Origin of the sequence: Microcystis sp. M169S2 (genome assembly GCF_020245865.1) — a bacterium.
Lineage (GTDB): Bacteria > Cyanobacteriota > Cyanobacteriia > Cyanobacteriales > Microcystaceae > Microcystis > Microcystis ichthyoblabe_A.
Map to the genome: position 1 here is coordinate 19,976 of NZ_JADBUB010000113.1, position 23,891 is coordinate 43,866.

At 42.3% G+C, this 23,891-nt stretch carries 23 protein-coding genes; 9 read left to right on the top strand and 14 right to left on the bottom strand.

Going from position 1 to position 23,891, the window contains the following annotated elements:
- Positions 1-133: 133 nt before the first annotated feature.
- From IM485_RS11835 to hslO, 4 genes are all read right to left on the bottom strand, one after another.
- Complete coding sequence (locus tag IM485_RS11835) at positions 134-1,777, bottom strand: Ppx/GppA phosphatase family protein (RefSeq protein ID WP_287743222.1); 1,644 nt, start codon at positions 1,775-1,777, stop codon at positions 134-136.
- A 105-nt stretch (positions 1,778-1,882) separates the two neighbouring features.
- Positions 1,883-3,094 carry a pentapeptide repeat-containing protein gene (locus tag IM485_RS11840; RefSeq protein WP_287743225.1) on the bottom strand — a complete coding sequence of 404 codons (1,212 nt, stop codon included), beginning with the start codon at positions 3,092-3,094 and terminating at the stop codon, positions 1,883-1,885.
- 541 nt (positions 3,095-3,635) lie between these two features.
- Complete coding sequence (locus tag IM485_RS11845; protein ID WP_287743228.1) at positions 3,636-5,591, bottom strand: chromosome segregation ATPase; 1,956 nt, start codon at positions 5,589-5,591, stop codon at positions 3,636-3,638.
- Between the two features lie 63 nt (positions 5,592-5,654).
- Positions 5,655-6,569, bottom strand: a complete 915-nt coding sequence (gene hslO, locus IM485_RS11850; protein ID WP_104398081.1) for an Hsp33 family molecular chaperone HslO — start codon at positions 6,567-6,569, stop codon at positions 5,655-5,657.
- A gap of 116 nt (positions 6,570-6,685) precedes the next feature.
- Here hslO and IM485_RS11855 point away from each other — a divergent pair, with 116 nt between their 5' ends.
- The gene (locus IM485_RS11855) at positions 6,686-7,069 is read left to right on the top strand and encodes a hypothetical protein (RefSeq protein WP_002791292.1); all 384 of its coding nucleotides are present in this window, start codon (positions 6,686-6,688) and stop codon (positions 7,067-7,069) included.
- A gap of 110 nt (positions 7,070-7,179) precedes the next feature.
- On the opposite strand, the gene IM485_RS11860 is transcribed toward IM485_RS11855, so the two are convergent.
- The 3 genes from IM485_RS11860 to IM485_RS11870 form a co-directional block, all read right to left on the bottom strand.
- The gene (locus IM485_RS11860) at positions 7,180-7,857 is read right to left on the bottom strand and encodes a pilus assembly FimT family protein (RefSeq protein WP_104398082.1); all 678 of its coding nucleotides are present in this window, start codon (positions 7,855-7,857) and stop codon (positions 7,180-7,182) included.
- Positions 7,835-8,476, bottom strand: a complete 642-nt coding sequence (locus tag IM485_RS11865) for a type 4 pilin (RefSeq protein ID WP_104398083.1) — start codon at positions 8,474-8,476, stop codon at positions 7,835-7,837. The genes IM485_RS11860 and IM485_RS11865 overlap by 23 nt, the downstream gene beginning before the upstream one ends.
- Before the next feature lie 476 nt (positions 8,477-8,952).
- A complete protein-coding gene (locus tag IM485_RS11870; protein WP_287743231.1) occupies positions 8,953-9,846 on the bottom strand; it encodes a DMT family transporter in 894 nt (297 codons plus the stop codon).
- A 205-nt stretch (positions 9,847-10,051) separates the two neighbouring features.
- On the opposite strand from IM485_RS11870, the gene IM485_RS11875 reads away from it, so the two are divergent.
- Genes IM485_RS11875 through nrtS form a run of 4 tightly spaced genes read left to right on the top strand, consistent with a single transcriptional unit; the run spans position 10,052 to position 12,442 of the window.
- On the top strand, positions 10,052-10,408 hold the full coding sequence (locus IM485_RS11875) for a DUF1823 family protein (RefSeq protein ID WP_190357956.1): 357 nt from the start codon (positions 10,052-10,054) through the stop codon (positions 10,406-10,408).
- Positions 10,409-10,439: 31 nt separating this feature from the next.
- Complete coding sequence (locus IM485_RS11880; RefSeq protein WP_287743233.1) at positions 10,440-11,570, top strand: CO2 hydration protein; 1,131 nt, start codon at positions 10,440-10,442, stop codon at positions 11,568-11,570.
- A gap of 53 nt (positions 11,571-11,623) precedes the next feature.
- The gene (locus IM485_RS11885; RefSeq protein ID WP_287743235.1) at positions 11,624-12,187 is read left to right on the top strand and encodes a GUN4 domain-containing protein; all 564 of its coding nucleotides are present in this window, start codon (positions 11,624-11,626) and stop codon (positions 12,185-12,187) included.
- A 3-nt stretch (positions 12,188-12,190) separates the two neighbouring features.
- Positions 12,191-12,442 (top strand): nitrate/nitrite transporter NrtS, encoded by a 252-nt coding sequence (gene nrtS / locus IM485_RS11890; protein ID WP_287743237.1) that lies wholly within the window; start codon positions 12,191-12,193, stop codon positions 12,440-12,442.
- Between the two features lie 671 nt (positions 12,443-13,113).
- Here the strand turns inward: nrtS and IM485_RS11895 are convergent.
- Positions 13,114-14,373 carry an L-lactate MFS transporter gene (locus tag IM485_RS11895; RefSeq protein WP_104398089.1) on the bottom strand — a complete coding sequence of 420 codons (1,260 nt, stop codon included), beginning with the start codon at positions 14,371-14,373 and terminating at the stop codon, positions 13,114-13,116.
- A gap of 546 nt (positions 14,374-14,919) precedes the next feature.
- On the opposite strand from IM485_RS11895, the gene IM485_RS11900 reads away from it, so the two are divergent.
- The 3 genes from IM485_RS11900 (at position 14,920) to IM485_RS11910 (ending at position 16,498) form a co-directional block, all read left to right on the top strand.
- On the top strand, positions 14,920-15,810 hold the full coding sequence (locus tag IM485_RS11900; protein WP_287743241.1) for a PEP-CTERM sorting domain-containing protein: 891 nt from the start codon (positions 14,920-14,922) through the stop codon (positions 15,808-15,810).
- A gap of 158 nt (positions 15,811-15,968) precedes the next feature.
- Entirely contained in the window at positions 15,969-16,199 is a 231-nt protein-coding gene (locus tag IM485_RS11905) for an addiction module protein (protein ID WP_002798429.1), read from the top strand.
- Positions 16,196-16,498, top strand: a complete 303-nt coding sequence (locus IM485_RS11910) for a type II toxin-antitoxin system RelE/ParE family toxin (RefSeq protein WP_104398090.1) — start codon at positions 16,196-16,198, stop codon at positions 16,496-16,498. Before IM485_RS11905 ends, IM485_RS11910 begins: the two co-directional genes overlap by 4 nt.
- Positions 16,499-16,854: 356 nt before the next feature.
- Here the strand turns inward: IM485_RS11910 and IM485_RS11915 are convergent, their stop codons facing one another.
- The 6 genes from IM485_RS11915 to IM485_RS11940 form a co-directional block, all read right to left on the bottom strand.
- Positions 16,855-17,430, bottom strand: a complete 576-nt coding sequence (locus IM485_RS11915; RefSeq protein WP_104398091.1) for a Uma2 family endonuclease — start codon at positions 17,428-17,430, stop codon at positions 16,855-16,857.
- 112 nt (positions 17,431-17,542) lie between these two features.
- Positions 17,543-18,163, bottom strand: coding sequence for a Uma2 family endonuclease (locus IM485_RS11920; RefSeq protein ID WP_079208955.1), 621 nt, complete (start codon positions 18,161-18,163; stop codon positions 17,543-17,545).
- A gap of 47 nt (positions 18,164-18,210) precedes the next feature.
- Positions 18,211-19,737: a GldG family protein gene (locus IM485_RS11925; protein WP_104398092.1), complete on the bottom strand. Its 1,527-nt coding sequence runs from the start codon at positions 19,735-19,737 to the stop codon at positions 18,211-18,213.
- A gap of 2 nt (positions 19,738-19,739) precedes the next feature.
- Positions 19,740-20,570, bottom strand: a complete 831-nt coding sequence (locus tag IM485_RS11930) for an ABC transporter permease (RefSeq protein WP_104398093.1) — start codon at positions 20,568-20,570, stop codon at positions 19,740-19,742.
- Positions 20,560-21,501 (bottom strand): ABC transporter ATP-binding protein, encoded by a 942-nt coding sequence (locus tag IM485_RS11935; protein ID WP_287743248.1) that lies wholly within the window; start codon positions 21,499-21,501, stop codon positions 20,560-20,562. Before IM485_RS11935 ends, IM485_RS11930 begins: the two co-directional genes overlap by 11 nt.
- 195 nt (positions 21,502-21,696) lie before the next feature.
- Entirely contained in the window at positions 21,697-22,677 is a 981-nt protein-coding gene (locus IM485_RS11940; protein WP_287743250.1) for an ABC transporter ATP-binding protein, read from the bottom strand.
- A gap of 294 nt (positions 22,678-22,971) precedes the next feature.
- On the opposite strand from IM485_RS11940, the gene IM485_RS11945 reads away from it, so the two are divergent.
- Positions 22,972-23,838: an alpha/beta fold hydrolase gene (locus tag IM485_RS11945; RefSeq protein ID WP_287743252.1), complete on the top strand. Its 867-nt coding sequence runs from the start codon at positions 22,972-22,974 to the stop codon at positions 23,836-23,838.
- The last annotated feature ends 53 nt before the right edge of the window (positions 23,839-23,891 follow it).

Genomic DNA, 23,891 nt, shown 5'->3' on the forward strand with positions numbered 1-23,891 from the left:
ACCTCTTGCATGAGTGCATGAGTGCCTATCCTAACCAAGAAATTAATTTTCCACGACTACTTAATAGGCAACAAGTCTCGAAAATTTCCATCTTGCCGATTTCAAGCTACCTAACCGATCACCGGTCGTGATTTCAGGGTAAAAATGCCAAAGTTGCCACAACTTTCACCCCAAATTCTTCCTCAAAAACGGGTTTTTTATAGTCTAAACTCCACAATTCTAAAGCACAATCATCTTCAGCATTATTGGGGAAAAGATGCAGATGTAGGGTTCTATATTCGGCATCGTACTTACATTCAATCTTTTTAATCGCTCCTATTTGTCGTCGATCTAAAGCCACGGCCAAGCGCAGTATAGCACTTAAATGTTTGACCATATACTGATAATATTCCGTTAATTTCATAAAATCATCGTGTCTTTTCTTCGGTTTACTTTTGCGATGATAACGAGCGATATTAGCGATAACTTCTAACTCTATTTCTGTATAGCCCAACAGTTCACCATTGCGAATTAAATAATAGGAATGTTTATGATGGGCAGCATGACTAACATATAAACCACTATTATGTAAAATTGCCGCCGCCCATAATAGATCTTTAGCCTCCTGATTCCAAGAATGTAATTGTGCTTGGGTTTGCTCGAACAAAGACAAGGAAAATGTCGCTATTCTCTCAGCAGATTCTAAATTAACTTGATACTTTTTCGCTATTTTCAAGACACTGCGCTGACGGATTTCACTCTGATAAAGTAACCGATTATCAATTAACCCGTGCGTCAGCATCCAATCGACGATTACCCCTTCTCGCAACGCCCTTTCACAGAGAACTAACTTATCAACATCTAACATGGTCATCGCTTCCAAAAGCACGATCGAACCTGCTAGAATTATCTCAGCCCGTTTATCGGACATCCCCAGAATTGCCAGCCTTTGATGATAGTCCAAAGCGGCGAAACGTTTGACTAATTCTTTGACATCTTTGCGGGTTAATTGATAACCATTTAAAGGATTGGGAATTTCCCCCAATTTCTCCAAGGCATGGATAGTCATCAAAGTTTCGATCGTCCCAGAAGTTCCCACTAAACGCGGCACTTCTCCCACCTGTAAATGATGTTTAATTTCCTCTACTGCCCGCTCCAACATTCCCCTGGTGTATGCTCTTAAATAGGCCAATTCTGTGGGACTAATGGGATCGGTAGTGATTAAATCTTGGCTCAAACGCACCGCGCCGATTTTGGTACTACTAAGAAAGCGAATTTCTTGACTATCGGCTAAGATTAATTCCGTGGAACCGCCACCAATATCAATAATAATATGGGCTTGATTTTGGAAATCCATCCCCGAGACGACACCGAGATAAATCCGACGAGCTTCCTCCTGTCCCGAGATGAGATTTACAGAAATACCGACTTCTTTCTCGATTAAAGCCAAAAATTCGTCACCGTTGGCCGCTTCCCGGGTGGCGCTGGTGGCCACGGCAATAATCTGATCCGCATGGAGACTAATAGCTAGATCGTGACAGCGTTTTAAAGCCGCGATCGCTCTTTCCATGGCCGCTAGGGTTAATTTACCAGTTTTCCTATCTCGATCGCCCAGACGGACTGTATCCTTTTCTCTGGCAATAATCGTAAAAGCGGGTAAAGACGGTTCAATTTTCACCACTACCATGTGAACCGAATTCGTACCAATATCGATCGCCGCTAGGATTTGGACATCGGGGACTTTTGCCGGGGGCGCTAGTTCCCGATTGGGTGTAACTTGATTAGAAATATTCACCATCGCTTATCAGTGATCAGTTACCAGTCGGGGGATAGGTGTTAAGGCTGGTCTTATTATCCCTCTAATTGTCCGCCTCGGCGCTGCAATTTTAGCTTTGTATAGCATTCATTTGTCAATATACAATTTTCGCTGCTCCAGGGCCAATTGCTGGAATTCCCCTTCCCCAAATTCTCCCTGCTTGGGACGGCGCTCTTGGTCGGACTCGACTAAATAGATATAATCACAATCAACCCCTTCTAGATTGGTATTTTCGGCGATTTTCCAAGCTTCGATACAAGCGCCCGTCAGGGTGGCTGCCTGTAAATTGGCTCTCATCACGTTACTATGGGCTAAATTTGCCCCTTCTAGATTAGCGTAGGCTAAATTTGCCTCGCTGAAATTTGCCCTAGTGAGATTGGCATTTTTGAAGTTAAACCCGGAAAGATTTAGTCCGCGAAAATTATAGCCAATATAAGCTTTATTTTCCCCTTGACCAGTCACCAGAAGATTTCTGATCGCCACTTCGGCCAAAATTGTCTTTTCCCAACGCGCTCGCTCGATGCCCGATACCAGATAAAATCGAGTTCTAGTTAAATCTTTTGCCCTTAAATCAGTGGCTTTTAACTGCGCTCCCGTGAAATCAGCTTCTTTAAGATTTGCCCCGCAAAAATTTGTACCTTGACTGGCTAAAAAAGCAATTGCTATCGATTTCGTGATTGTTTGTCTCGATTCTTCTAGGGACAACCAAGCCAGATAAGCGGTGAATAAAGTACCACAAACCCCAACAATCAAAGCTATAGAAAAAGTTCCATTCATCACGGCTATTCCAGCTAATGCTCCTTGAAAAGCTAGGATAATTACTGTTAATAAAGTTAAAATTAAGCTGATAAAAATTGCTAGGATAAAACTTGTTGATTGACCAGAAATCAAGGATAAAACTAAGGGTAATCCCCCAACTCGCTGACGATAAAATCTTACATAAATTAGGGATAAAATCGTGATTATCACCGCACCAATGATTTTAAATTGGCTTACATCCGTCACCAGCATTAAAGCTAGATAATACCCAGTTAATCCCCACAGATAGCCGCAGAAAGCCGCTATTAACCAAGAAATTAAAATTAATTGTAGCCGACCGCGCTTTAGTAATCCTGCCCTAGCCTCGGTAAATTTAGTTCCCTCTAAAATAGCCCCTTGAAAATTAGTACCACGCAGATCTGCTTGATTAAAATTAGCCCCCGATAAATTCTGTCCGCGAAAACACTGTCCTTTTAATTTTACTCCTGTAAAATTGCGTTTCCCTTTGGCATATAAATCCAGTACCTCACTTGCTCTCATAGAAATTACGGAGATCTGTTTTTTGCTTGATTGATTAATGTAATTCATAAGCTGTTAAGTATTTAAATTGCTTGTTGAGATCAGGCAAGAGGCAACAGGCAAGAGGCAACAGTAAAGGGATTGAGGGAGATTTAGCTAATCTAAGGATGGGCGTTTAAAATGCGTCTTAGCTTAACAACTATTACCTTTTTAAAATTAGCTTTGGTTATTTTTGTAATTTATTAATTAAAAATAATGATGATGATAATTTTAAGGAGAATAATGGGATTGATAGAGATAATAGGATTTCATTTACAGGAATCATACTAAATCCTGTTTAAAAGGTGTAGGAGAGTACCGGAGCGCCAGAGCAGGGAGAAACAATTCATAACTTGGGAGTTAATCACACTATTAAAAACGGATTTGGTATGGCCGGAAATTTAAGGAAAGATGCTCACATCAAATTAACCCAATTATATCCGTCAATTTTAACTGGACAGACCCCTGGGGATGAGGGACTTTTTTAGGGGTAATCCACGGCAAAAACAGCCTCTAAAACTGATTATTGACCCGGACTTGGTGCTTCTATCGGGGACTCCGGGGAAAGGGGAGTCGATTCAACTATTGGTGGTGGGGCCGGAGGTTGGAGAATATTGCGCCAGCCTTGCATTTGGGAGCGAGCCGAACTGTAGGCGGTACTTTCCCGGGATACGGATTCAGCAAGGCGAATAGCTTCCAGATAACGGCCGTTATTAGCTTGATCCGTGGCTAAAGACAAAAGCTGATAACTCCAACGTTCCAGCAATTCAGTCCGTTGCACACCCGCATCGGTTTGAGTGGAAATATTGGTAACTAAAGCAATCGCCCGGGTTAAACCTTCTGGGGTTCCCGTCGCCGCTAATTGATTAGCCTGTTGGAGATTTTGACGGGACCGCAACTCTCGGCGCCAACGACGGATATTTTGGGAAACTTCCGAGGAAAGAGCGCGACCGGGGGGAATTTGATTGGCAGTTTCGATCGCTGTGCTGTAGTCTTTGAGATTGGCCAAAGCTTGAGCCTGATCTAAAATAGGTTGATCCTCCAGGCGTTCAATCCGCACTTGCCAGCCGCGAATTTCCCGTTGAGCATCTCGGTATAGGGCCCGATTTTTACCAATGGCCCGGGCCTGAATAATAGCGCTACTGAGGGAGTTAATATCGCTGGGGAGAGCAATTTCTTGGGCGCGTTCTAAAATCGGCCGGTCTTCAATAACTTGTATTTGACGATTCCAAGAGCCAATTTCCTGCTGTGCTTGCGACCAGAGGGGATTATTCCGGGGAACCTCGCCCGCTTTCGCGATAGCGGCGCTATACTGCTCGATCGTACCTGCTTGTGCTAAATCTCTAGCCTCGGACAGTATTTTTACATCCTGTACCTGTAACTGCCAGCGCTCCTTCATAGCTAGGGCCGTTTGATGGAGGGGTCGAGAAGGGTCGATTTGTTCTAGTCCCAGTATGCCGGCTTCTAATCCGTCCACCGTGCCGGTTTCCGCATCTAAGGCCGCCGTGGACAAGACGGACCAATCGGTGATATCTGCTTTAATTTTGAGGTCTTCGGGGCTTTCGTTAGCCAAATCCCGGAGAGCTTGCCATTGCTTCTGCTCAATTAATCTTTCGGCGTATTCTTTTAGTTTATCCTCGGTTTTCCCGATTAATTTTTGTGCCTCCTGATAGGCATAACTGCTGGCTTGAATTTTTCTAGCTTCTTCGATGACTTTGAACCAATTGTCGAGACCGCCCCGGGCAAAGAGATTAAAGGCATTATCTAATTTACTGCTATCTTCCCGGGCAACGGTAATTTTAGCGATCGCTTCATTATATTTAACCGTTGCCCAATATTCGTTATTTAAGTTCAATAAATCCACTGCTAGACGGAAAGATTGATTCCAGTTGGAAGCGCGGAGATTTTCCTCTAGTTTGCTTAAGATATCGTTGCCTTCCGTCCAAGTTCCTTGCCACTTAGCGATTCTTTCTTCAATAATTGCCGCTACTGCCATATTATTGGGGATTTGACGAGCTTTAGCGATTGCTTGCTCTAAATTTCCCGCTTGATAGTCTTTTTCCGCCAAATTCAGGATATCTCGCGCCCATTCTTCCACCTGTTGATTAACTTGGGAGCGCAAGGGATGGTCTTCGGGTAAAGCTTCCACTAGGGCAATTGCTTCGAGTAAACCTGCCACGGTGCGACTATCGGCGGAAAGTTGAGCGCAGTAGAGACGTAGGGAGGCAGAAGCGATAGGCCAGAAGATTTTCGGGCAATTGGGCGACTTCTGCATATTTAATAACTGCCAAGTGGCGAGAAAGCCAACACCGCCAAAGACGACCACAAATAAAGCCGCCCAAACTTTCCAAGTGAAACGATGCTGGTATCGGTACCAAAAGAGAAAAAGAAAAGACTTAGTTTTCTCTGGCCAACGAGTCAGGGAGTCAATCGATTCTCGTTTGACCAGATTTTTGGTTAATTCTTTTCCTTTAAACATTCACGACTCCCTAGCAGATATTTTAGATAGATTTTACCCTAATGGCGCTCATTGCCCGACTTCTCAGCAAGATTCAGCCTGTAGAGACTGGACTAATTCGATTAATTGTGTCTCGTTGGCATTATACACTTCCCGACAAAACTCACAGATGGCTTCCGCTTGTTTATCCTTTTCGATAATGTCTTTTAATTCATCGACCCCGAGGAATTTTAAAGCTCCTAGGGCCCGTTCAAAAGAACAATCACAATCAAAGCGCAGCAGCTGCACAGCCGGAAAAATTTCTAGACCCATATCTCCCAGAAGTTCCTGAAAAATATCTTCTAGACTTTTTCCTGCGCGTAAAAGGGGCGTAAATCCCGTTAATTTTCGCAATCTCGACTCTAAACGAGCCACTAAGACCTCATCCCGGGCTGCTTCTTTAGAGAGAACTTGTAATAAAATTCCCCCGGCTGCCGTTACTCCTGTGGTTGTACCGACAAAAACCCCCACTTGCAAAGCGGAGGGAATTTGTTCCGATTGGTCCAGGTAGTAGGCGATATCTTCCCCCACTTCCCCAGAAACTATCTCGACGATGCTTTCTTGAAGTTCATTTCTCCCCTCGCCTTTTTCTTCGCGTAAGACTCGCACATAACCCTTGTTACCGACGGCGCGACCCACATCTAATTTACCCTTAGCATTGGGGAGTAATTCCACCTGGGGACAGTCCACATAACCGCGCACCGTGCCATCGAGTCCGGCATCAACCAAGACCCCACCTAGAGGACCATCGCCTTTAATGCGAATATTGACCCTAGAACCGGGTTTTTTTAAACTGGAAGCCAGGAGTAAAGCCGATGCCATCGTGCGACCGAGAGCGGCGGTGGCTACGTTAGATAATTGATGTCTTTGGCGAGCTTCTTCGGTTAAACGGGTGGTAATCACTCCTACTACTCTAATTCCCCCATCGGCGGCCGTGGCGCGGATTAATTTATCTGCCATACTACTTACTGTTATCCTTGGAAAACGCTGTCCCGATTTTTGGTTATTCTTTAACTAACTTAACAAAAATTATTAGACAATAAAACCCAAGTAGGTTCTAACTGGGAGACAGTAATATGTTTGGCAATTTTCAACAAAGTCAGCTGCGTATCGAAATCTCGGCCAGTGAACAGGCTATCCGGGATAGTTTGCTCAAAACTGCTCATCTCCGTCAATGGCTGTGGCCGCAAATGCTCTCGCCTAATCTACCCGATAAATTAGAGGAGGGTTTGACTTTTACCTCTTGGTTAGGTTTAATCCCCGTACAACATCAGGTTTTACTGGCCAATGACCAGTGTTTACGCTTGCTTTTGAGTCAAGGCATCGATGGCTATCACGAATGGTATTGGGGTGATGGTTGGTTACAATCACGGTTAGAAGGCATTTCCCTCCTTCCCCTCAATCTCGGTCAAACTCTCAGTTTATTGAAATTACGACTATTTCTGAGCAATCAAAAATAATCAGTGAACAGTAATCAGTAATCAGTGAACAGTAATCAGTAAACTAAAAACTCACATCTGGTAACGGATAACTGATAACTCACACCTGATAACTGATAACTGATTAGGGTTCAGTTCGTTCCATCGAGACGGATTTCACATTGACGAGCATCGAGGTTACTTAGAGAAGTTCCAGTATAAGTGCCTTGTTTAATTATTCCTAGCATAGAAGCGATAACTAGACATTTTTTTTCTTGGTTGGGATAGGGATCGGCGGTGGCATCGGCGGCGGGATATAATACGATTATCGCTTGATCTTCTGGCGGATCAAAGGTTAACCCCGGCACATGACCCCGAAAGGAAAACTGCACCCCCGGAATCTCCAGACCAGGGGGAGGACCAGGGGGAAGGGGAAAATCTGGAAAATTATCCACCACCATAAATATTTCCTGCGGCAAATCTAGGGAAAATACGTCTTCTACTAACTCCGGCTCTAGCTTACGCACCTTAGTATTTGTAGCCACTAAACAACCTGCTTCACTGGTAGTTATTTGCGAGTAAACCGTGGGATTATTGCCAGTCGGGTTAGTAAAATTAATCGTGCAATTCCTCCCTCGACGGATAGCTTGTCTTTGGGCATCCTCTAGAGCTAATTGTATAGAATCGGTGGCTTCTTTGACTTTATTGCTATTCAACCAAGCTGATAAATTAGGTCCAGTTAAGGCGGCAAGAATTCCCGTAATTGCCAAGGCTACCAAAATTTCTAACAGGGTAAAACCCTGATTTTTATGGACATTTAAACGACGCATCGGGAATCACCTCAACAGAACTTTTGGCAATAACATCATTTTCTTGGTTTTGGACTCGATAATCAATACGGAGATGATGGGGATTATCTATCTGGGCTGTGCTTATGATAGAAGGATCAGGATGATTATCTTCTTCAAAATCATCAGGAAAAGTTCGATAGAGAGAATAGTTTTTACCTACAATTTCTCGTGTTGCAACTAATGTTTCTGCTAATGGTGGTAATGGTCTTGATAATGGTTGTTGAGGTAAATCACTAGCGGGAATAGCATAATCATCAGGATCAGGAGGAGGTTCAGGATCTCTAAAATCTGGATCCTGGGAGGGTAAACGCCTTCTGAGTTCTCTGGCATAACCTTGATTTATATCTGAGCAAACATTAGGATATATTTCACTAAAACGATCGGGATCATGATTATCTGCATTGACGCTATCATCATTGTCATTAACATCTAAAGTCGAAGCTAAATATTTGACATCCTCAAAATCTTCTTGAATCCAAAAGTTAGCTTGAGCCTGTCTTTCTGCCCGAACTTTATATAAGGCAGTGAATGCCATTAACTGTAGGGTTCCTATTGAGAAGGCGGCAATAGTTAAAATGGCAATCATTACTTCTAACATCGAGAAACCGGACTCAGACGAGGGCAGTTTTGACTGTATCCCCTTTCCTTTTGATTTCACTTTTCAACCCCCCCCCAGTTTTTCCCGAAAACTACTGGCTTTTTTAGCTCTCAACTACAGATTACCCAGATAATCGAATATTTCTAATTTTAGTCAGGGAATTAATTCCCCGAAAACCCTATTTTTCAATTGAGTCAGATTGTCTAAGTAGCTGATTATAATTAAATTGAAGATATATCCCCCCTTAATCCCCCCTTGATAAGGGGGGTGCTGATCCCCCCTTAATCCCCCCTTGATAAGGGGGGTGCTGATCCCCCCTTAATCCCCCCTTGATAAGGGGGGCATCCGCAAGTTTTTAAGACCTACCTACTTAAACTCTCATTCAGTTAGCATTGTACACTAATCTAGCTTTTGTCTGTGATCACAATTGGCGATCGAGATCGCACTTAACCAGTAATATTAGAGCCACTAACAGCTTATCCGCCTAAAATAGCAATTCCTACGCCAATTAACAGAATTAATCCGCCATAAATGACTTCTTGGGCTGGTATTTCACCAAAAATGAACACTCCTAACAGACTAGCGGCGATTGGCTCTAATAAAATTACCATGGTTACTATTGTCGGTGCTACCCATCGCAAAGCCCAGTTAAAGCTAGTATGACCGATTAATTGCGGAAAAATCGCCATCATTAACACATAAACATACACGGATAGGGGATAGCTTTCGTAATCTTGACCAAATAAAAAAATAGAAGGTAATAAAGCTAATCCTGCGGTAGTGTAGGCTACAGTTATATAATTCTTAATATTTAAGCCCTTCCTTTGTGCTTCCCGTCCGAGGAGAATATAACCACTGACGAGAATTGCCCCAATTAAAGCCAAGCTATTGCCCAATAAAGGGTTAGGATAAGAACTACTGAGATCTCGATCGGCTAAAACAATCAATAATCCCCCCGTTAGAGCCACAAAAATGCCGATAAAGGTTAATTTAGTCGGTTTTTCTCGAAACCACCACCAACCCAACAGGGAAACCCAGAGGGGATTAGTAGTGACTAAAGTGGTAGAAGCGGCGATCGAGGTGTAGGATAGAGAAGTAATCCAAGTAGCAAAATGGAGAGCTAAACAAAATCCTGCCCCCACTGCGTAATAATAGGCTTGAATAGGGACTTTTTGGCGTGATAAGGTCAACCAGTTCGGAATTAGGACAACAGAAGCCAAGATCAGACGAGAAGTCGCTAAAAATAAACTAAATGCGATCGTAGCATTACCTACCGCTTCGATCGCTAACCGGATAAAAATTGCCGATGCAGAAACCGACACCACACCGATAGTTAAAATAAAAATAATTTTGGCGTTAGAAGGAGGCAAAATAGGCTACGCTTACGCGATGATCGATGATGTTATTCACCAGTTATTTTAACCGTAGGCAGTAGCCGGTCGTCAGTAGCCGATCGTCAGGAAATAGGAGATTATTTTATTTATTCTCCCCACACCCCACACCCCACACCCCACACCCTACACCCCACACCCCACACCCCACTTCCCCACACCCCATCACCCATTCACTTGATCTATGGAACTACCAGAATTAAATATAGAGACAATTTGGGCGATTATTAACGATGAAATTGACGACGAAACCGTTAATAAATTAGTCTGGCAAAGTTTAGGTTATCGTTACGATGAAAGTCAAGGAAAATGGGATAATAGTCAAGTAGAGGAAGATTGGCGCCGTGAATATCCTGAACCACCGGATTTTATTGCCAATCGTCCCCCAACAGTAAAATTAACTCGATCGATCTTGCCAGAAAATAAACAATTATTAAAAGATAAATTGGGGTTTACCGGTTATAAAATTGGCGAATTCAATCCCCGCATGACTCGCCGTGCCACCGCCGCTAATTGGTTGTGCTTTTATGGGTTAAAATAGATCAGGAAAGTTATTTTATCAAGCTTCTAGCATGGTTACTATCCCTGTCAAGTCCTCCTCTCATCCCCTAGCATCCTATATTGATCGTCTCACGGCTGGGGAAGCATTGTTAAAAGATACTCCCCAGAATTTGATCGAGGTAGTGGGTATCCTGAAAAGTTACGGAGTGGTGTTAGATGCTTATTCCAAAAATTTAATTTATATTGCGGAAAATCAGTTTTTGGTTTTTTTCCCTTTCTTTAAATATTTTAATGGTCAAGTATCTTGGCAGAAATTACTACAACACTGGTGGCATGATCGCATTAATTTTGAGTATGCTGAATACTGTATGAAAGCGATGTTTTGGCATGGTGGGGGTGGTTTAGATAGTTATGTAGATGGTGCCGCTTTTCGAGAATTGACAGCCAAGGTTATTCAAGCCAAATTTAGGAATAATCCCCTAGTTTTAAGTTTAAATAAAGTCTTTCCTGAATTTTTGCCAGAACAAATGCGGATGATGGCCTACTATAGCGGTTTAGGTCAATTTTGGCGAATTATGGCCGATACTTTTTTAAGTTTATCCGATCTCTACGATGCTGGAAAAATTACCAATATTCCCGAAGTGGTGGCACACATTAAGAAAAATTTAGTTGATAATGCTAGTAAACCAATTGTCTATCAGGTAAAAATCAAAGGACAAACCTATGATCTGATCCCCAAATCGGCAGGATTAACCTTTCTTGCAGATACAGCAATCCCCTACGTTGAGGCGGTTTTCTTTCGCGGAACACCTTTCCCCGGTACAATTTCCTATAATGCCCAAGCCTATCAAATTCCCTACGATCAAGGAATGTTTGCCTATGGTGCTTTGTATGCGGATCCTTTACCCATCGGAGGTGCAGGGATTCCTCCCACACTATTAATGCAGGATATGCGTCACTTTTTACCTGATTATCTGCACGACATTTATAAAAAGAGTTTTCGTCAAGAGGAAGATTTATTAGTCCAGATCTGCGAAACTTTTCAAAAGTCGATGTTTTGTGTGACAACCGCAGCCATTCAAGGATTAGCACCTTACCCTTTAACTACCACAGATTTAAAAGAACAAAAAGCCAATCGCATCTATCTAGAAGCATGGATAAATCGCTTTGTCAAGTCAAGATTAGAAGCGGTAAATCAATAATTATTCTGCCGATAAATCGGTAATTTTTGCAGTCAACAAACCCTCTTACATTTATGTCAGATATTAACGCCCAACTTCAGGATATTTTAGCTCAATTGCAATCTTTAACCGAACGGGTTGCCCTCATCGAAGCGCGGCAGATGTTAGTACCAGACATCGAGCGCTATGGTAAATTACAGCAATTCCTAGCTGAGGGGAACTTTAGGGAGGCAGACGCAGAAACTCTCCGAGTTATCCTCGAAGCTGCTGGCAGAACCCGCGATACTTTAACCCCAGAGGATATGATGCGGTTTCCTGTTAATGTGATTCGGGTACTCGATCGCCTTTGGAAAAATTATAGCGGCGATCATTTCGGTTTTAGCGCTCAGGTGAAGTCATATTTTGCCGCCGGGGGTGATATTAACACCCTGCGTACCCAAGACGCGGAAACGATTAGAAAATTTGGGGAATTGGTAGGATGGCGCGATAAAGATCAGTGGCGTATCGATGATTATGATCACTGGGATTTTAGTCTAGCAGCTCCTGAAGGCTGTTTTCCCGCTCTCTGGTGGAAGTCTCCCTACGGGTTAAAAATGGTGACTTTTTGTTTTACTCGCCTGATAGAGTGCGATTTATAGGCAATGAAAGGAGTTATCGGCTATTTTCATGCTTTATTATCCCCCCAATTTGCCCCCACCGGGATAAGAGTGGCTGTGGTAGTGGGGACAATTTTATTGACAATTAACCACGGTTATGCTATAATCAGCGGCCGCATGACAAGCGATCGCTGGATGGCTGCATCACTGACTTATCTAGTTCCCTATCTGGTCAATATTCATGGGCAGTATAGCAGTTATCGCCGTCAGCAGTGGCCGAAAAAATCCCAGCAATAAAGGCAATTTTGAGCGGTTAGGTGACAATTATTGAGAGCTGCAAACACCCCCTGATACTAAATCCTGTTTAAAAAGTATAGGATAGTGGGGTGTGGGGTGTGGGGTGTGGGGTGTGGGGAGAAACAATTCATAACTTGAGAGTTAATCACACTATTACAAAGGGATTTGGTATGATTAGTCGAGGACTGCTTTGATAGCGATCAAGACAAATATTCAGGAGTTCGATTTACCATGGCTACTGTTTTATTGAACACTGGCGAGTTCCGAGAAATCCCTGATGATCAGTTAATTTCTTTCCTCCAGGAAAACCGAGATTTGATTCAAGATCGACAATCACGCAGAAAAAGAGCGATTAAAAGACCTATACCGTCCAATGTAACCTCTTTCGAGTCTTTTAAAGTATAAAATGCCAGCAGTATCTACTCTAGGCTAAGATTAACTCCCTTAGCTGGGATTTGCTGAATAAATCTAAAAACCTTGTTGGGTAAGACTTTTAGACTTTTTGTCAATCAAAAAGTACCGGGCATGGGAGTGATCAGGGGGAAAATTCCGGGACTTTTTCCCTGAAAATTAGGTAATTGGCCCCCTCAAAATCGGTAAAACCCCACACCCCACACCCCACACCCCACACCCCACACCCTGCCACCACCGAAAAACTTTTTCAGCAGACCCTAGCTAGGATTTGATAAATGTGATCGCTCTCTTTTCAGTAAGGCACTCGCGAGAAAAATACCCAGTATTGCCAATACAGCCATGGCATAAAAAGCATAAGTGTAAGTACCGAACCAATCGCGAATTCTACCAGTTACTAAAGTTCCGATCAAAGCGCCGACACCGTAGGCAGTAAAAACAATACCGTAATTTTGGGCGTAGTGGTCAGGATTAAAGAAGTGGAGAGTGGTAGCGGGAGCTAGGGCTAACCATCCCCCTAAACAGAACCAAAATAGACAAAAAGCCACTAGATAGCTACTAACTGCCCCTTTTTCAGCCTTGACCATCAACAGACAACCGATCAAAATGAGTGTATAGGCCCCGATCGCTAGATAATGGGGTTTCCAGCGATCGCTAAACCAACCGAACAAAGGACGACTAATACCATTAAACAAGGCAAAGAGAGCAACACTACTAGCGGCTAACCCCGGCTCAATCTGGATAATTTCCTCAGCGACAGGACTAGAAATACCGATGGCACTCAAGCCAATTAAAGCACCAATGGCATAGCAAAGCCATAAGCCATAAAATGAGCGACTTTTCAGCATATTCACCGGATAATTGGCCTGAAAGTCCGATTTTCGATTAGCTAAATTGGCGGGAGGTTGCCAGTCTTGAGGGGGTAACTTCATTGTGATCGCAATAATCACAATAATTATTGTAAAGATAATCCCCAAAAATCTTAAACTTGGTCTAACGCTATATTCATTGATTAATCGATTGGCTAAAGGTGCGGTAATCAGGGGAGAAAGGCCAAATCCGATGATGGTTAAACCCACCGCTAAACCTTTTTTGTCGGGAAACCAGCGTGCCACCACTGCCATGGGAACACCGTAAGCGATGCCGACTCCCGTGCCAGCAATAACTCCGTAGGTCAGAATAATTGTCTGGATCTGAGCGGCAAAACTAGCGAGAATATAGCCTAAACCGACGATAATTCCGCCGATAGCGGTCATCCTGCGAGTGCCTACCCGGGGGATATAAAAACCGGCGATCGGCATAGAAGCGGCATAAAATACTAGGGCCACAGTGTAGGGTAGTAAGCTTTCCGTGGCGCTGAGATTTAATTCTGTTTCTAGGGGTTTTCTAAAGATACTCCATGAGTACACCGTCCCTAAACAGAGTAAAACGCCCATTCCTAGAGGTATTAATAACCATCTACCTTTGGCTGCGGGTAATCCCAAAACTGTCAACTCGGAATCGTAATTACTGGTAGTCATAGATTGCCGTGACTCTTTCTAGACTTGCTGGCCTGTATTCTAGATGAGATCATGGCTAATAGGGAAAATTTTCCAGAAAATTTTCCGATTAAAATGAGGGGCGAATTATTTCTACCCCCTTAAAAGTCTCCTTGCATCTATTATCCCCAGTCTATAATCTGGTTGGTGCGAGATAATCGTGCTTAATTTGGTTAGCGATCGAGTTGAAGCGCAGTCAAGGGAGAAGGCAAAGGCGAATACGACATACTGCGCCACAATATCTCACGGAATGAGGATAGTTCGCCTGAGAAGGAGTAAAAAAAACAGGGGAAAACACCTGAGACTCTTTGCTCTGTGAATCGCTAATCGGGGAAAGGAATGTAAAGATTTATTAAATTGTAGCTTTTAATACTTTTTGATGGGGATAGTGTGTATGGTTCTGTTGTCTGCCTTTGGGGTTGGGTGGGGCTGTTGCTTGACCTGGCTGCGAGGGAGAGCGATCGCAAAGGGGTAAGTCGATTTTTAGAGATTCCCCACAGCAAAACTATCAACTTTGTGTAAACAATAATGAACAACAGCATACTCAGAAAAACTTTTCCCTCTGGTGCTGCTACCTTTGGCATTCCAACTGGAATTGTAATAAGTTTTGGCTCTGTTCCATCTGCTCAAGCTAGTCCTGCTTTTTCTATCGGTGCAGGAGGTAGCATGACTTGGACGCAAGGAATTAGTCAAAATTTAATTCGAGTCGCTAATAATCCCCTAGAAGGATTTGCCGCTCAAGAATTCTACAATACTCAGATTGGGATGAATATGTTTGGGACTCCGGTACAATCCATTGCTAATGCAAGTGATATAACCTTAACGCCAGACATTTCTGTCTTTAATCCAGGCGGACAATTACCTGCATTTAATTCTCTTGTAATGAGTTGGAATAACTCTAACAGCGATAACCCAAATGTACTCAATGTAGCTGCCTGGGATTACGTTTATCAAGATGACCCCGATCTAACTAACACTTGGATTAAATTCTCCTTACGTCCTCCACAGGGAGTTTGGGACTTTTCTCTGGAATTGTTTGATAGTCAGGGACGTTCAAGAGGTTGGTTCGGAAATCCTACCAGTCCAGATTGGAGTATGCTAATGATTAGTCCAGATATCCAAGAAGCTCAAGGATTCGGATATTTCTACAATCAACCAGGATTTGATATCACTCGAGTGACTAGAATTCGCCTTAACGAATCTACCCAGGGAGGTGTTCTATTCACGGAAGTTAATCCTGTTACAGGATTAAATAGACCTTGGAATGCGTGGAATAGCCTAGAGGTAAAAGTTCATGTTCCAGAACCCACCTCAACCCTCAGCCTCCTCGCTCTCGGCACTCTTGGCGCAGTTTCAACCCTCAAGCGCAAACTAAAACCCTCTCAATCCACTGAAAAAGAAACCACAAAAGTAGGCTAAATTGCTTCTAAAAATACCATAAATGCCCCTTCATTCATTCAGTTGAGGGGGTGTTTTTTGCATAACTCTCTCAATTCCTATGATTTTAAGGAGTATGGTTTATCTTGCAAGCCGAGAGCTGCTACAATCTAAGATGACTGGTTATAGATGCTTTCAAGATGACTAAAACAGCAGAAACACTCAAAATAGAACTTGCTCAACTTTCTGTGCAAGATCGCGCTGAACTAGCTTACTTTCTCATCCATTCCTTAGATGAAGGTGTAGATGACAATGTTTTAGAGGCTTGGGATAGAGAATTAACTCAAAGGTTAGCCGAAATTTATGCTGGAACAGCCAAGGGTGAACCATCGGATAAAGTATTATTGGAATTACGAGAGAAATATTCGTGAAACCTGTTATTATTCACAGTGAAGCAAGACGAGAACTTGACAATGCTATTCAATATTATGAGAAGCAAAAGATAGGATTAGGGCTAGATTTACTATCTGAAATTGAACAAGCTCTCGAAAAAATTAAAATTAACCCTAATCTGGGAACAGCCCATACTATCGAAGGGATGCGCCGTTATCTCATTCGCCGTTTTCCTTACATCATCTTTTATGTAGAATTTGAAGCATTTATCTGGGTAGTTGCGAGCGCACATGGAAAACGTAAACCTGATTACTGGAAAAAGCGAAATTTAGAATAATCGAGATACTCAAACCTAAACTAAAACCCTCCCAATCCACCGAAAAAGAAACCACAAAAGTAGGCTAAATTGCTTCTAAAAATACCACAAATACCCCCTTCATTCAGTCAGTTGAGGGGGTATTTATATCGTATTTTTATGTTATCTTGAGGGGATTTATACCGCTTTGCGGAAGGCAAAAGTCTTATACCATAAGCCTTTCATGTTCCTAATTTTTACAATCCAAATCAATCATTAATGTTACCAGTATAAAATAAATAAGAGGGGTTATTCATAATGAGTCCACATCCGTATAACTTTGACAACTTTACTCTTCTGGAATAAACTGATAAACCAAACGATGCTGACAGAACAAATTAAACCTTTAGCCAAGCAAAAATATCCACTGCTGATATTGACCAACGTTCTAATCCTTTAATCACTGCTAAAGGCTCATTATTTCCTTCAGTTGCAATATGTACTTTCGGTAATCCTGTTTGAAAAACGGTGACTGACTTGGCTGAAGGATCAATCAACCAACCTAATTCTGTTCCTTGTTGTAAACAGAAAATAATCTTTTCCATCCCTAAGGTAACAGATTGTTCAGGAGACATAATTTCAATAATCCAATCGGGATAACGTAAAAATTGATCGGCCATTTCTCCATCTAGATCTCTTGGCAAATTCTCCCAACGAATCACCGCAATATCTGGCACAATTGAACGTTCTGCAAAAGTACAACGCAATTCAGGTAGAGCATAAGCTAATTTTTGAGGTTTAGTCTGTTGATTAATGGCAGAGGCTAACTCAAATTGTAAGATGCTGTGTTTTCCTTTGGCCATAGGTTTTTGAGTGACAATTCCATGATAATATTCCCTCGCAGGCTTAGTTTCTGGAAGGGCAAGAAATACTTCGAGGGAAAGGACTTGTTTATCTTCTATTGTGGTAAACATTGATTGATTTCTCGGATCTTGAGTTGTTTTCTATGATAAGCTCCTGACTCCTTACTCTCAGGTAAGTTTTTGATTTTTACCATAAGTCCAATCTAAAAATACGGGTTTTTCTTTAAGCTCTAGCACAAAAAATTTGATTAGCAGTGAGGTTTAACTCTGGAAAAATCCCTGAAATAAGACGTTGATCCTGTTTAAATAAATTACCTTGATATTCTCCATCGATTAATTGATAGATAGAAATGGTGGGTTCTTTGGGGCTGCCGATATATCGGGCCGAACCTTTGGCTAAATAATCGATAATCCAATATTCGGCAATTCCTAATTGTTCGTAGTCGTCGAATTTTTTCAGATAATCATCTCGCCAATTGGAACTGACAATTTCAATAATTAATTTAGCTGATGTTGCCAGAGAAATTGAGGAAGCGGTTTCCCAATAGGGATCGTTAACTAGATTTTCTCTGTCTAAGACAATAATATCGGGTAGATAACCTGTATGGGGGCGAAGGGGTTTTACTGCCGCAGTATTGGGGATAAAATAGGGCAATTGCCGTCTTCTAATCTCCAATCCTAACTCGATGGTCATAAAACCGCCAATTTCTTCGTGTTTTCCGATCGGTCGCATCATGGCCAATAATTTTCCTGCGATTAATTCGTATTGTTGTCCATCATCGGGATATTGATTAATATAGTCATCAAAAGTCAACAATTGGGGGATAGTTTGGGTTGTGGTCATGGCAGTTAGGGGAATAAGAGAGATGATTTTTCTAGATTCTAACTCGATTAACGACGTTGCCACCAAGTCAATCCAGCTAGGGTAAATCCTACTAAAGGCATCACTACCATCGCTATCCAAAAAATAGCGTTAGCTTGCAGGGGATTTAAATTAATTCTTCTATTTTCTGGTTCCTTAGCCCGGATAGATAAGGTGGCTGTTTCACCACTGGCTAACCACTGCACAGAATTTAAAAATATATCTCCGTTTAACTGTTGTTCAAACAGTCCATCGCTGGCAAAGCTGGCATTACCAATCACGATTAATTTACCTTTTTTTCCCGTTAGAGCAACTCCTAAATCAAAGGGGCCAGCTAAATCTTTTTCAGGGTTAAACTGGAGATTCTGATCATTTAAATCACTCTCAGCCCACATTTTATCATTAGTAATCATTAAAGATACGGCTTCAATTCCTTCGATGGGAACGGTAGCGATGGGACGAGCAAAGGGAAAGATAGAAATACCGTTGGCAAAATCGCGAGTAATCGGATGATTACCGTAATTGGTAATAATGGGACTAGCCGGACCTAAACCGATGATTTCCCCAGCACCGGAAGCATCAATAATAATCCGATTATCCAGTTTCACACCCCAAGCGGTTAATAAGGGTTCTAATCCGGTTTCGGTTTGAGGGTCAATCAGTAATAAAATTTTGCCCCCTTGCTCAAGATAGTTTTTTAACGCGGTGACTTCTTGGGGAAATATTTTTCTTTTGGGACTGGCAATAATAATGACATCGGCATTATTGGGAATGGTGGAACGTTCCACTAGATTAAGTGGTTCTACTTGATAACCTTTTGCTTCTAAACTATTGACTGCTTGCCCTAAACCCCCTTGAGGTTCTTTGATGGCATTTTCTCCATGACCTTGCAGAAAATAAGCGGTTAAAGTGCGATCGGTTTTAGCGGTTTCGATGGCGTTACTCAGTTTCGCTTCGGTGAGACTTTCCTCTTCACTAATAGTTTTCAGGGGTTGTTTTTTGTCACCATACTGTAGATAGACTCTAGACAGATTATCATCGGCTAGTTTTTTAAATTCTTGAACAATATTGGGTTTTTTCTCCGGGTTAACTATCTCGTACTGAAATTGGGGATTTTTGCGTTGATAATTGGCTAAAAGTTCCTCTTCGTTGCCACTGATTCCCCGGGTTGAAAAAATCCAGATTTTGACAGGTTTTGACAGATTGGTTAATAGTCTTTCGGTTTGGGGGGATAAACTAAAGATTTGGTTTTCGGTTAAATCAACTCGATAGGGATAACGGAGGGCGAGAAAGTTAATTAAACCGATAACACCGAGGACAATAATAGTAGTTATGAGGGTTTGAGTACTGGTGCGGGTACTTCTTTTTTGCCAAAATTCTTTGGCAGTGATTACTAATAACAACAGCCACCCTAGAAACAGAATAGCCCCAGCAATTAATAACCCCAGAGAGAGGGATGACCATTGACCAGAAATTAACCCCACGGTTAGGCCGGCACTACCGAGAAATAGGGCGGGTATATAGAGAAATTTACTGTATTTTTGCCAGGATATCATAGTTAGTTTCTTTGATAACGGTCCGCTTCGATCGCTTGAGTAGTTAGGAAGATTCCCAGCAGAATATAACTGAGCAGGATGACTAAACTACTACTGTCAAAAATTCCCCGCACGAAATTGTTAAAGGGTTGATACCAAGATAGATGGGAGAGCAATTCTTTTAGGAAAAATCCGATCTGTTCTCCCACTTCTCCTCCGATGCGATCTCGAAAGAAGGTTTCGGCATTGTTAGCAATGACATCCAGTATCCAGATAAATAAGATGGTGATAAAGGTGATGATGTAAGCAAGGATAGAACTATTGGTGAGGGAAGAAATAAACATCCCGATGGCTAGGATGGCCGCTGCCAGTAAAATTAATCCAAGATGAGCCATTAAAACACTGGCTATATTCACCGGGGGAACTGCGCTACTAAAAACTACTATTTCGTAAACCCAGAGGGGGGTAATCATCACGGTAAAAAAGGCCAGCACTCCCAATAATTTACCGATGGCTATACTCCAATTAGTCAGGGGAGAAGTGGCTAAAAGTTCTAGGGTTCCCTGTTTTTTTTCCTCTGCGTATAATCCCATAGACAGGGCTGGCAAAATTACCAACAATAAAGAGGATAAAATAATGCCGATGAAAGTGGTCATAAATTCAGATACCGTATCTCTGGCTACCAGAAATCCCGATTGTTCTTGGATACTAACATCGAGAATAATGCCGTAGAGAAGGGAGTTAAAGAAAAATCCTGCTACTAACCAAAATATCCCCATAATGATATAGGCATTGGCGGCGGTAAAATAGCTTTGAAATTCCTTGCGAAAAATCGCCCAGATATTATTGATCATGCCTCTCCTGTTGCTGGTTAATTTCCCCGCTGCCGATTACTTCCAAAAAGATATCTTCTAGGGTTTTGCGGGTGCGACGCATTTCTAATAGGTTATAACCATTGTTGACAACTATTCTAGCAAGTTCTGCCCCTAAGTTTGTTCCCACTTGACCAACAATTTTAAGCAGGTTATCGCCGACTTTTGCCGCTTGCTCGACTTGCGGCAGTTGTTGAAGGATTTCTAGCAGGGAATCCCTATCACCCTCGATCTCAATTTCATAACTGGAACCGGCAGGGGTAGCGGTAGTAATATTATTGGCCACGATGCGACCCCGATTAATAATTGTCGCTCGATCGCAGGTAATACTCACTTCTGGCAAAATATGAGTGGAGAGAATAATTGTATGTTCTCCCGCTAAACTTTTAATCAGATTTCTCACCTCGATAATCTGTTTCGGATCCAATCCTACTGTCGGTTCATCTAAAATAATTACTGGTGGATCGTGTATGATCGCTTGGGCAATTCCCACACGCTGTTTATACCCCTTGGATAATTTGCGGATAATAACTTTTCTTTTTTCTAGTAACTGACATTTGCCTAACACTAAATCTACCCGCGCTTTTCTATCCCCCGATGAGATGCCTTTAATCCGTGCCACAAAATCAAGAAAACCTTCCACGGTCATTTCTGGATACAAGGGGGGATTTTCGGGAAGATAACCAATGCGACGACGCACTTCTAAGGATTGTTGATGCACATCATATCCTGCTATCCTTGCTGTTCCCGTTGTGGCGGGAATATAACCGGATAAAATTCTCATAGTGGTGGTTTTTCCGGCTCCATTTGGTCCTAAAAAACCGAGAATTTCTCCTTTTTCTACGGTAAAATCTACGTCACTGATTGCCGTGGCAGAACCATAAATTTTACTCAGATGTTCGACTTCAATCATAAGCTTTATCAGTTATCAGTTACCAGTTATCAGTTATCAGTCAATAGTGTTAAGTGACAAGTTCGGAGCTTTCTTTTAACTCGACGGAATCTAAAACCTAATTTGTTAAGCTAGAAGATTTTATGGACTTAGTTTCTAACCTTCTTTTTGGGTAGGAGAATTGCCAGATTCTTTCTTTTGCCTCTTGCCTACTGCTCACTGATAACTGATTTTTCCCAGACTATGATCCCGATTAATTTCTACCACTAGATTTGCTTGTTTGAGCAGGGGTGGCAGAAATAATTGCGGATGTAAACTTTTCCAAAAATACTTGACAAATTCCTCGATTTCTGATGGGGTCATACCTCCTTTTGTTTCGGCTGCCTGTCGCCATTGTAAACTGTAACGGTAGTCAAGGGGATAAAGAATCAGTAAGCGATCGATTTTTGACCAGAGGGGTAGATATTCTCGCAATCTTTGATTATTATCTCTGGCGAATTGTCGGTCTTCCTCGCTATTAATCGGATCGGGGGCATGATCAAAGACTGTTTCTTCTACTGGATTCATGCCCACAAACCAACCCTCGAAAAAAAGAATATCCACTCGTTCCACTTGTTCCGCTGCAATTCTATCTCCTTGTCCTCGATGCAGGGACTTGTCAAAACGCGGGATTAAAATCGGACTTTCTTGCTGACAAACCTGTTCTAAAACTTTAATTCCTAATGCTATATCATGAGTACCAGGTGGACCACGCCAGCGCAATCTTTCATCCTTTTGACGCAATTTTATTCGCTCATTATAGGTCTTATAAATATCATCTAAAGAGAGATTATTTACTTTTAAATCAAAATAGGCTAAAATAATCGACATTATAGATGTTAATGTGGTCTTTCCCGTGCCTTGGGGAGCCAAAATGCCTTGAATCAACGGTTTTGCGTGGCTGCGTAGCTCTAGCGCCCAAGGAATCCACAAGCGCCAACAGCTGATCAAAATCTGATTTGGCTGATTTATCCCTAACTCCTGACATTTTTGCCAGACTCGCGGCCAGAGAATCGTTAATAGTTCCGCCCTTTCCTGTAGGATCAGAGGGTTAGTCTCCCTAAAATTTAAGGATTCGATCTCTAGTAAATCTTCTATATCCGCCTCAGTTAAGGGATTTTTGTCGATTAATCCCTGTAAAATCGTCAAAATCTTCATAGCTGTTATATCAGAATTAGCAAAAAACTGTCCCGATGATTCAGGAGTAATTCTCTGGGGTTAGCCACCCATACCAGCAGATTAATCCCGCTCAAGATTTTTTTGAGAGTGTTTTTTAGGGTTATTTGCCCAAAAATGAAGGGTTTGCAGGCAGGCACGGATTCCCATTATATATATAAGTATATGTCAAGTTCCGTTTTCAGTCAAGGGGTTTGGTCAAAAATCTCTAGCTTTGTCTCCAGTTTCTCAATCGGTTAGACTAAGAATTATTCACATTACTTAACAAAACGGCCGATGAATACAGCTGCTCTGACGATAAGGCAAAATTGGCAATGGCAAGGACATTCGATACACTATGTGCAAGCGGGTACTAGAGTCACGGGAAAACCCCCGTTACTATTAGTCCACGGTTTTGGCGCTTCCACCGACCATTGGCGAAAAAATGTGTCAGGTTTAGCCTCAGAATGGGAAGTATGGGCGATCGATCTGTTAGGATTTGGTAGATCAGCTAAACCGGATCTTGTCTATAGTGGCAATCTTTGGCAGCAACAATTAAATGATTTTATCAAGGAAGTTGTGGGGCAACCGACGGTTTTAGCGGGTAATTCTCTGGGGGGTTACGCTTCTCTCTGTGTAGCTGCTAATCACTCTGAGAATGTTCGGGGATTAATTCTCCTCAATAGTGCCGGTCCCTTTAGCGATACAGAAAGCAATCGTCAGCCTAATTTAGCACAAAAATTACTGCGATCGATCTTGCTGCAACCCTGGGCCAGTTATCTCTTATTTCTCTATACCCGTCAACCCAAAACTATCCGCAAAACCCTAGAGAAAGTATATCTCGATCGCAGTGCCATTACTGAGCAGTTAATAGAAGATATCCGTCGTCCTTCCCTGGATGCGGGAGCAGCCAAAGTTTTTGCTTCTGTGTTTAAATCTCCCCGGGGGGAAAACGTGGATATTCTCCTGCAAAAGTTAAGTTGTCCCCTGTTGATGTTATGGGGTGAGGGGGATCCTTGGATGAATACTAGGGAACGCGGATCCAAATTCCGTCAATACTATCCTTCTCTGACAGAATATTATCTAACTGCCGGTCATTGTCCCCACGATGAAATTCCCACAGAGGTTAACCAGTTGATTAGTGATTGGGTGAAAAGCTTATAGGTAGTTAGGGACCGGTTATCAGGTTTTTATTTTTTTGACGCTTATTTGACCTG

What these genes read in the sequence shown, in the direction of transcription:
- IM485_RS11835 (WP_287743222.1), bottom strand. Translation starts at nt 1,777, where the DNA reads ATGGTGAATATTTCTAATCAAGTTACACCCAATCGGGAACTAGCGCCC.
- IM485_RS11840 (WP_287743225.1), bottom strand. Translation starts at nt 3,094, where the DNA reads ATGAGAGCAAGTGAGGTACTGGATTTATATGCCAAAGGGAAACGCAAT.
- IM485_RS11845 (WP_287743228.1), bottom strand. Translation starts at nt 5,591, where the DNA reads ATGTTTAAAGGAAAAGAATTAACCAAAAATCTGGTCAAACGAGAATCG.
- hslO (WP_104398081.1), bottom strand. Translation starts at nt 6,569, where the DNA reads ATGGCAGATAAATTAATCCGCGCCACGGCCGCCGATGGGGGAATTAGA.
- IM485_RS11855 (WP_002791292.1), top strand. Translation starts at nt 6,686, where the DNA reads ATGTTTGGCAATTTTCAACAAAGTCAGCTGCGTATCGAAATCTCGGCC.
- IM485_RS11860 (WP_104398082.1), bottom strand. Translation starts at nt 7,857, where the DNA reads ATGCGTCGTTTAAATGTCCATAAAAATCAGGGTTTTACCCTGTTAGAA.
- IM485_RS11865 (WP_104398083.1), bottom strand. Translation starts at nt 8,476, where the DNA reads ATGTTAGAAGTAATGATTGCCATTTTAACTATTGCCGCCTTCTCAATA.
- IM485_RS11875 (WP_190357956.1), top strand. Translation starts at nt 10,052, where the DNA reads ATGGAACTACCAGAATTAAATATAGAGACAATTTGGGCGATTATTAAC.
- IM485_RS11880 (WP_287743233.1), top strand. Translation starts at nt 10,440, where the DNA reads ATGGTTACTATCCCTGTCAAGTCCTCCTCTCATCCCCTAGCATCCTAT.
- IM485_RS11885 (WP_287743235.1), top strand. Translation starts at nt 11,624, where the DNA reads ATGTCAGATATTAACGCCCAACTTCAGGATATTTTAGCTCAATTGCAA.
- nrtS (WP_287743237.1), top strand. Translation starts at nt 12,191, where the DNA reads ATGAAAGGAGTTATCGGCTATTTTCATGCTTTATTATCCCCCCAATTT.
- IM485_RS11895 (WP_104398089.1), bottom strand. Translation starts at nt 14,373, where the DNA reads ATGACTACCAGTAATTACGATTCCGAGTTGACAGTTTTGGGATTACCC.
- IM485_RS11900 (WP_287743241.1), top strand. Translation starts at nt 14,920, where the DNA reads ATGAACAACAGCATACTCAGAAAAACTTTTCCCTCTGGTGCTGCTACC.
- IM485_RS11905 (WP_002798429.1), top strand. Translation starts at nt 15,969, where the DNA reads ATGACTAAAACAGCAGAAACACTCAAAATAGAACTTGCTCAACTTTCT.
- IM485_RS11915 (WP_104398091.1), bottom strand. Translation starts at nt 17,430, where the DNA reads ATGTTTACCACAATAGAAGATAAACAAGTCCTTTCCCTCGAAGTATTT.
- IM485_RS11920 (WP_079208955.1), bottom strand. Translation starts at nt 18,163, where the DNA reads ATGACCACAACCCAAACTATCCCCCAATTGTTGACTTTTGATGACTAT.
- IM485_RS11925 (WP_104398092.1), bottom strand. Translation starts at nt 19,737, where the DNA reads ATGATATCCTGGCAAAAATACAGTAAATTTCTCTATATACCCGCCCTA.
- IM485_RS11930 (WP_104398093.1), bottom strand. Translation starts at nt 20,570, where the DNA reads ATGATCAATAATATCTGGGCGATTTTTCGCAAGGAATTTCAAAGCTAT.
- IM485_RS11935 (WP_287743248.1), bottom strand. Translation starts at nt 21,501, where the DNA reads ATGATTGAAGTCGAACATCTGAGTAAAATTTATGGTTCTGCCACGGCA.
- IM485_RS11940 (WP_287743250.1), bottom strand. Translation starts at nt 22,677, where the DNA reads ATGAAGATTTTGACGATTTTACAGGGATTAATCGACAAAAATCCCTTA.
- IM485_RS11945 (WP_287743252.1), top strand. Translation starts at nt 22,972, where the DNA reads ATGAATACAGCTGCTCTGACGATAAGGCAAAATTGGCAATGGCAAGGA.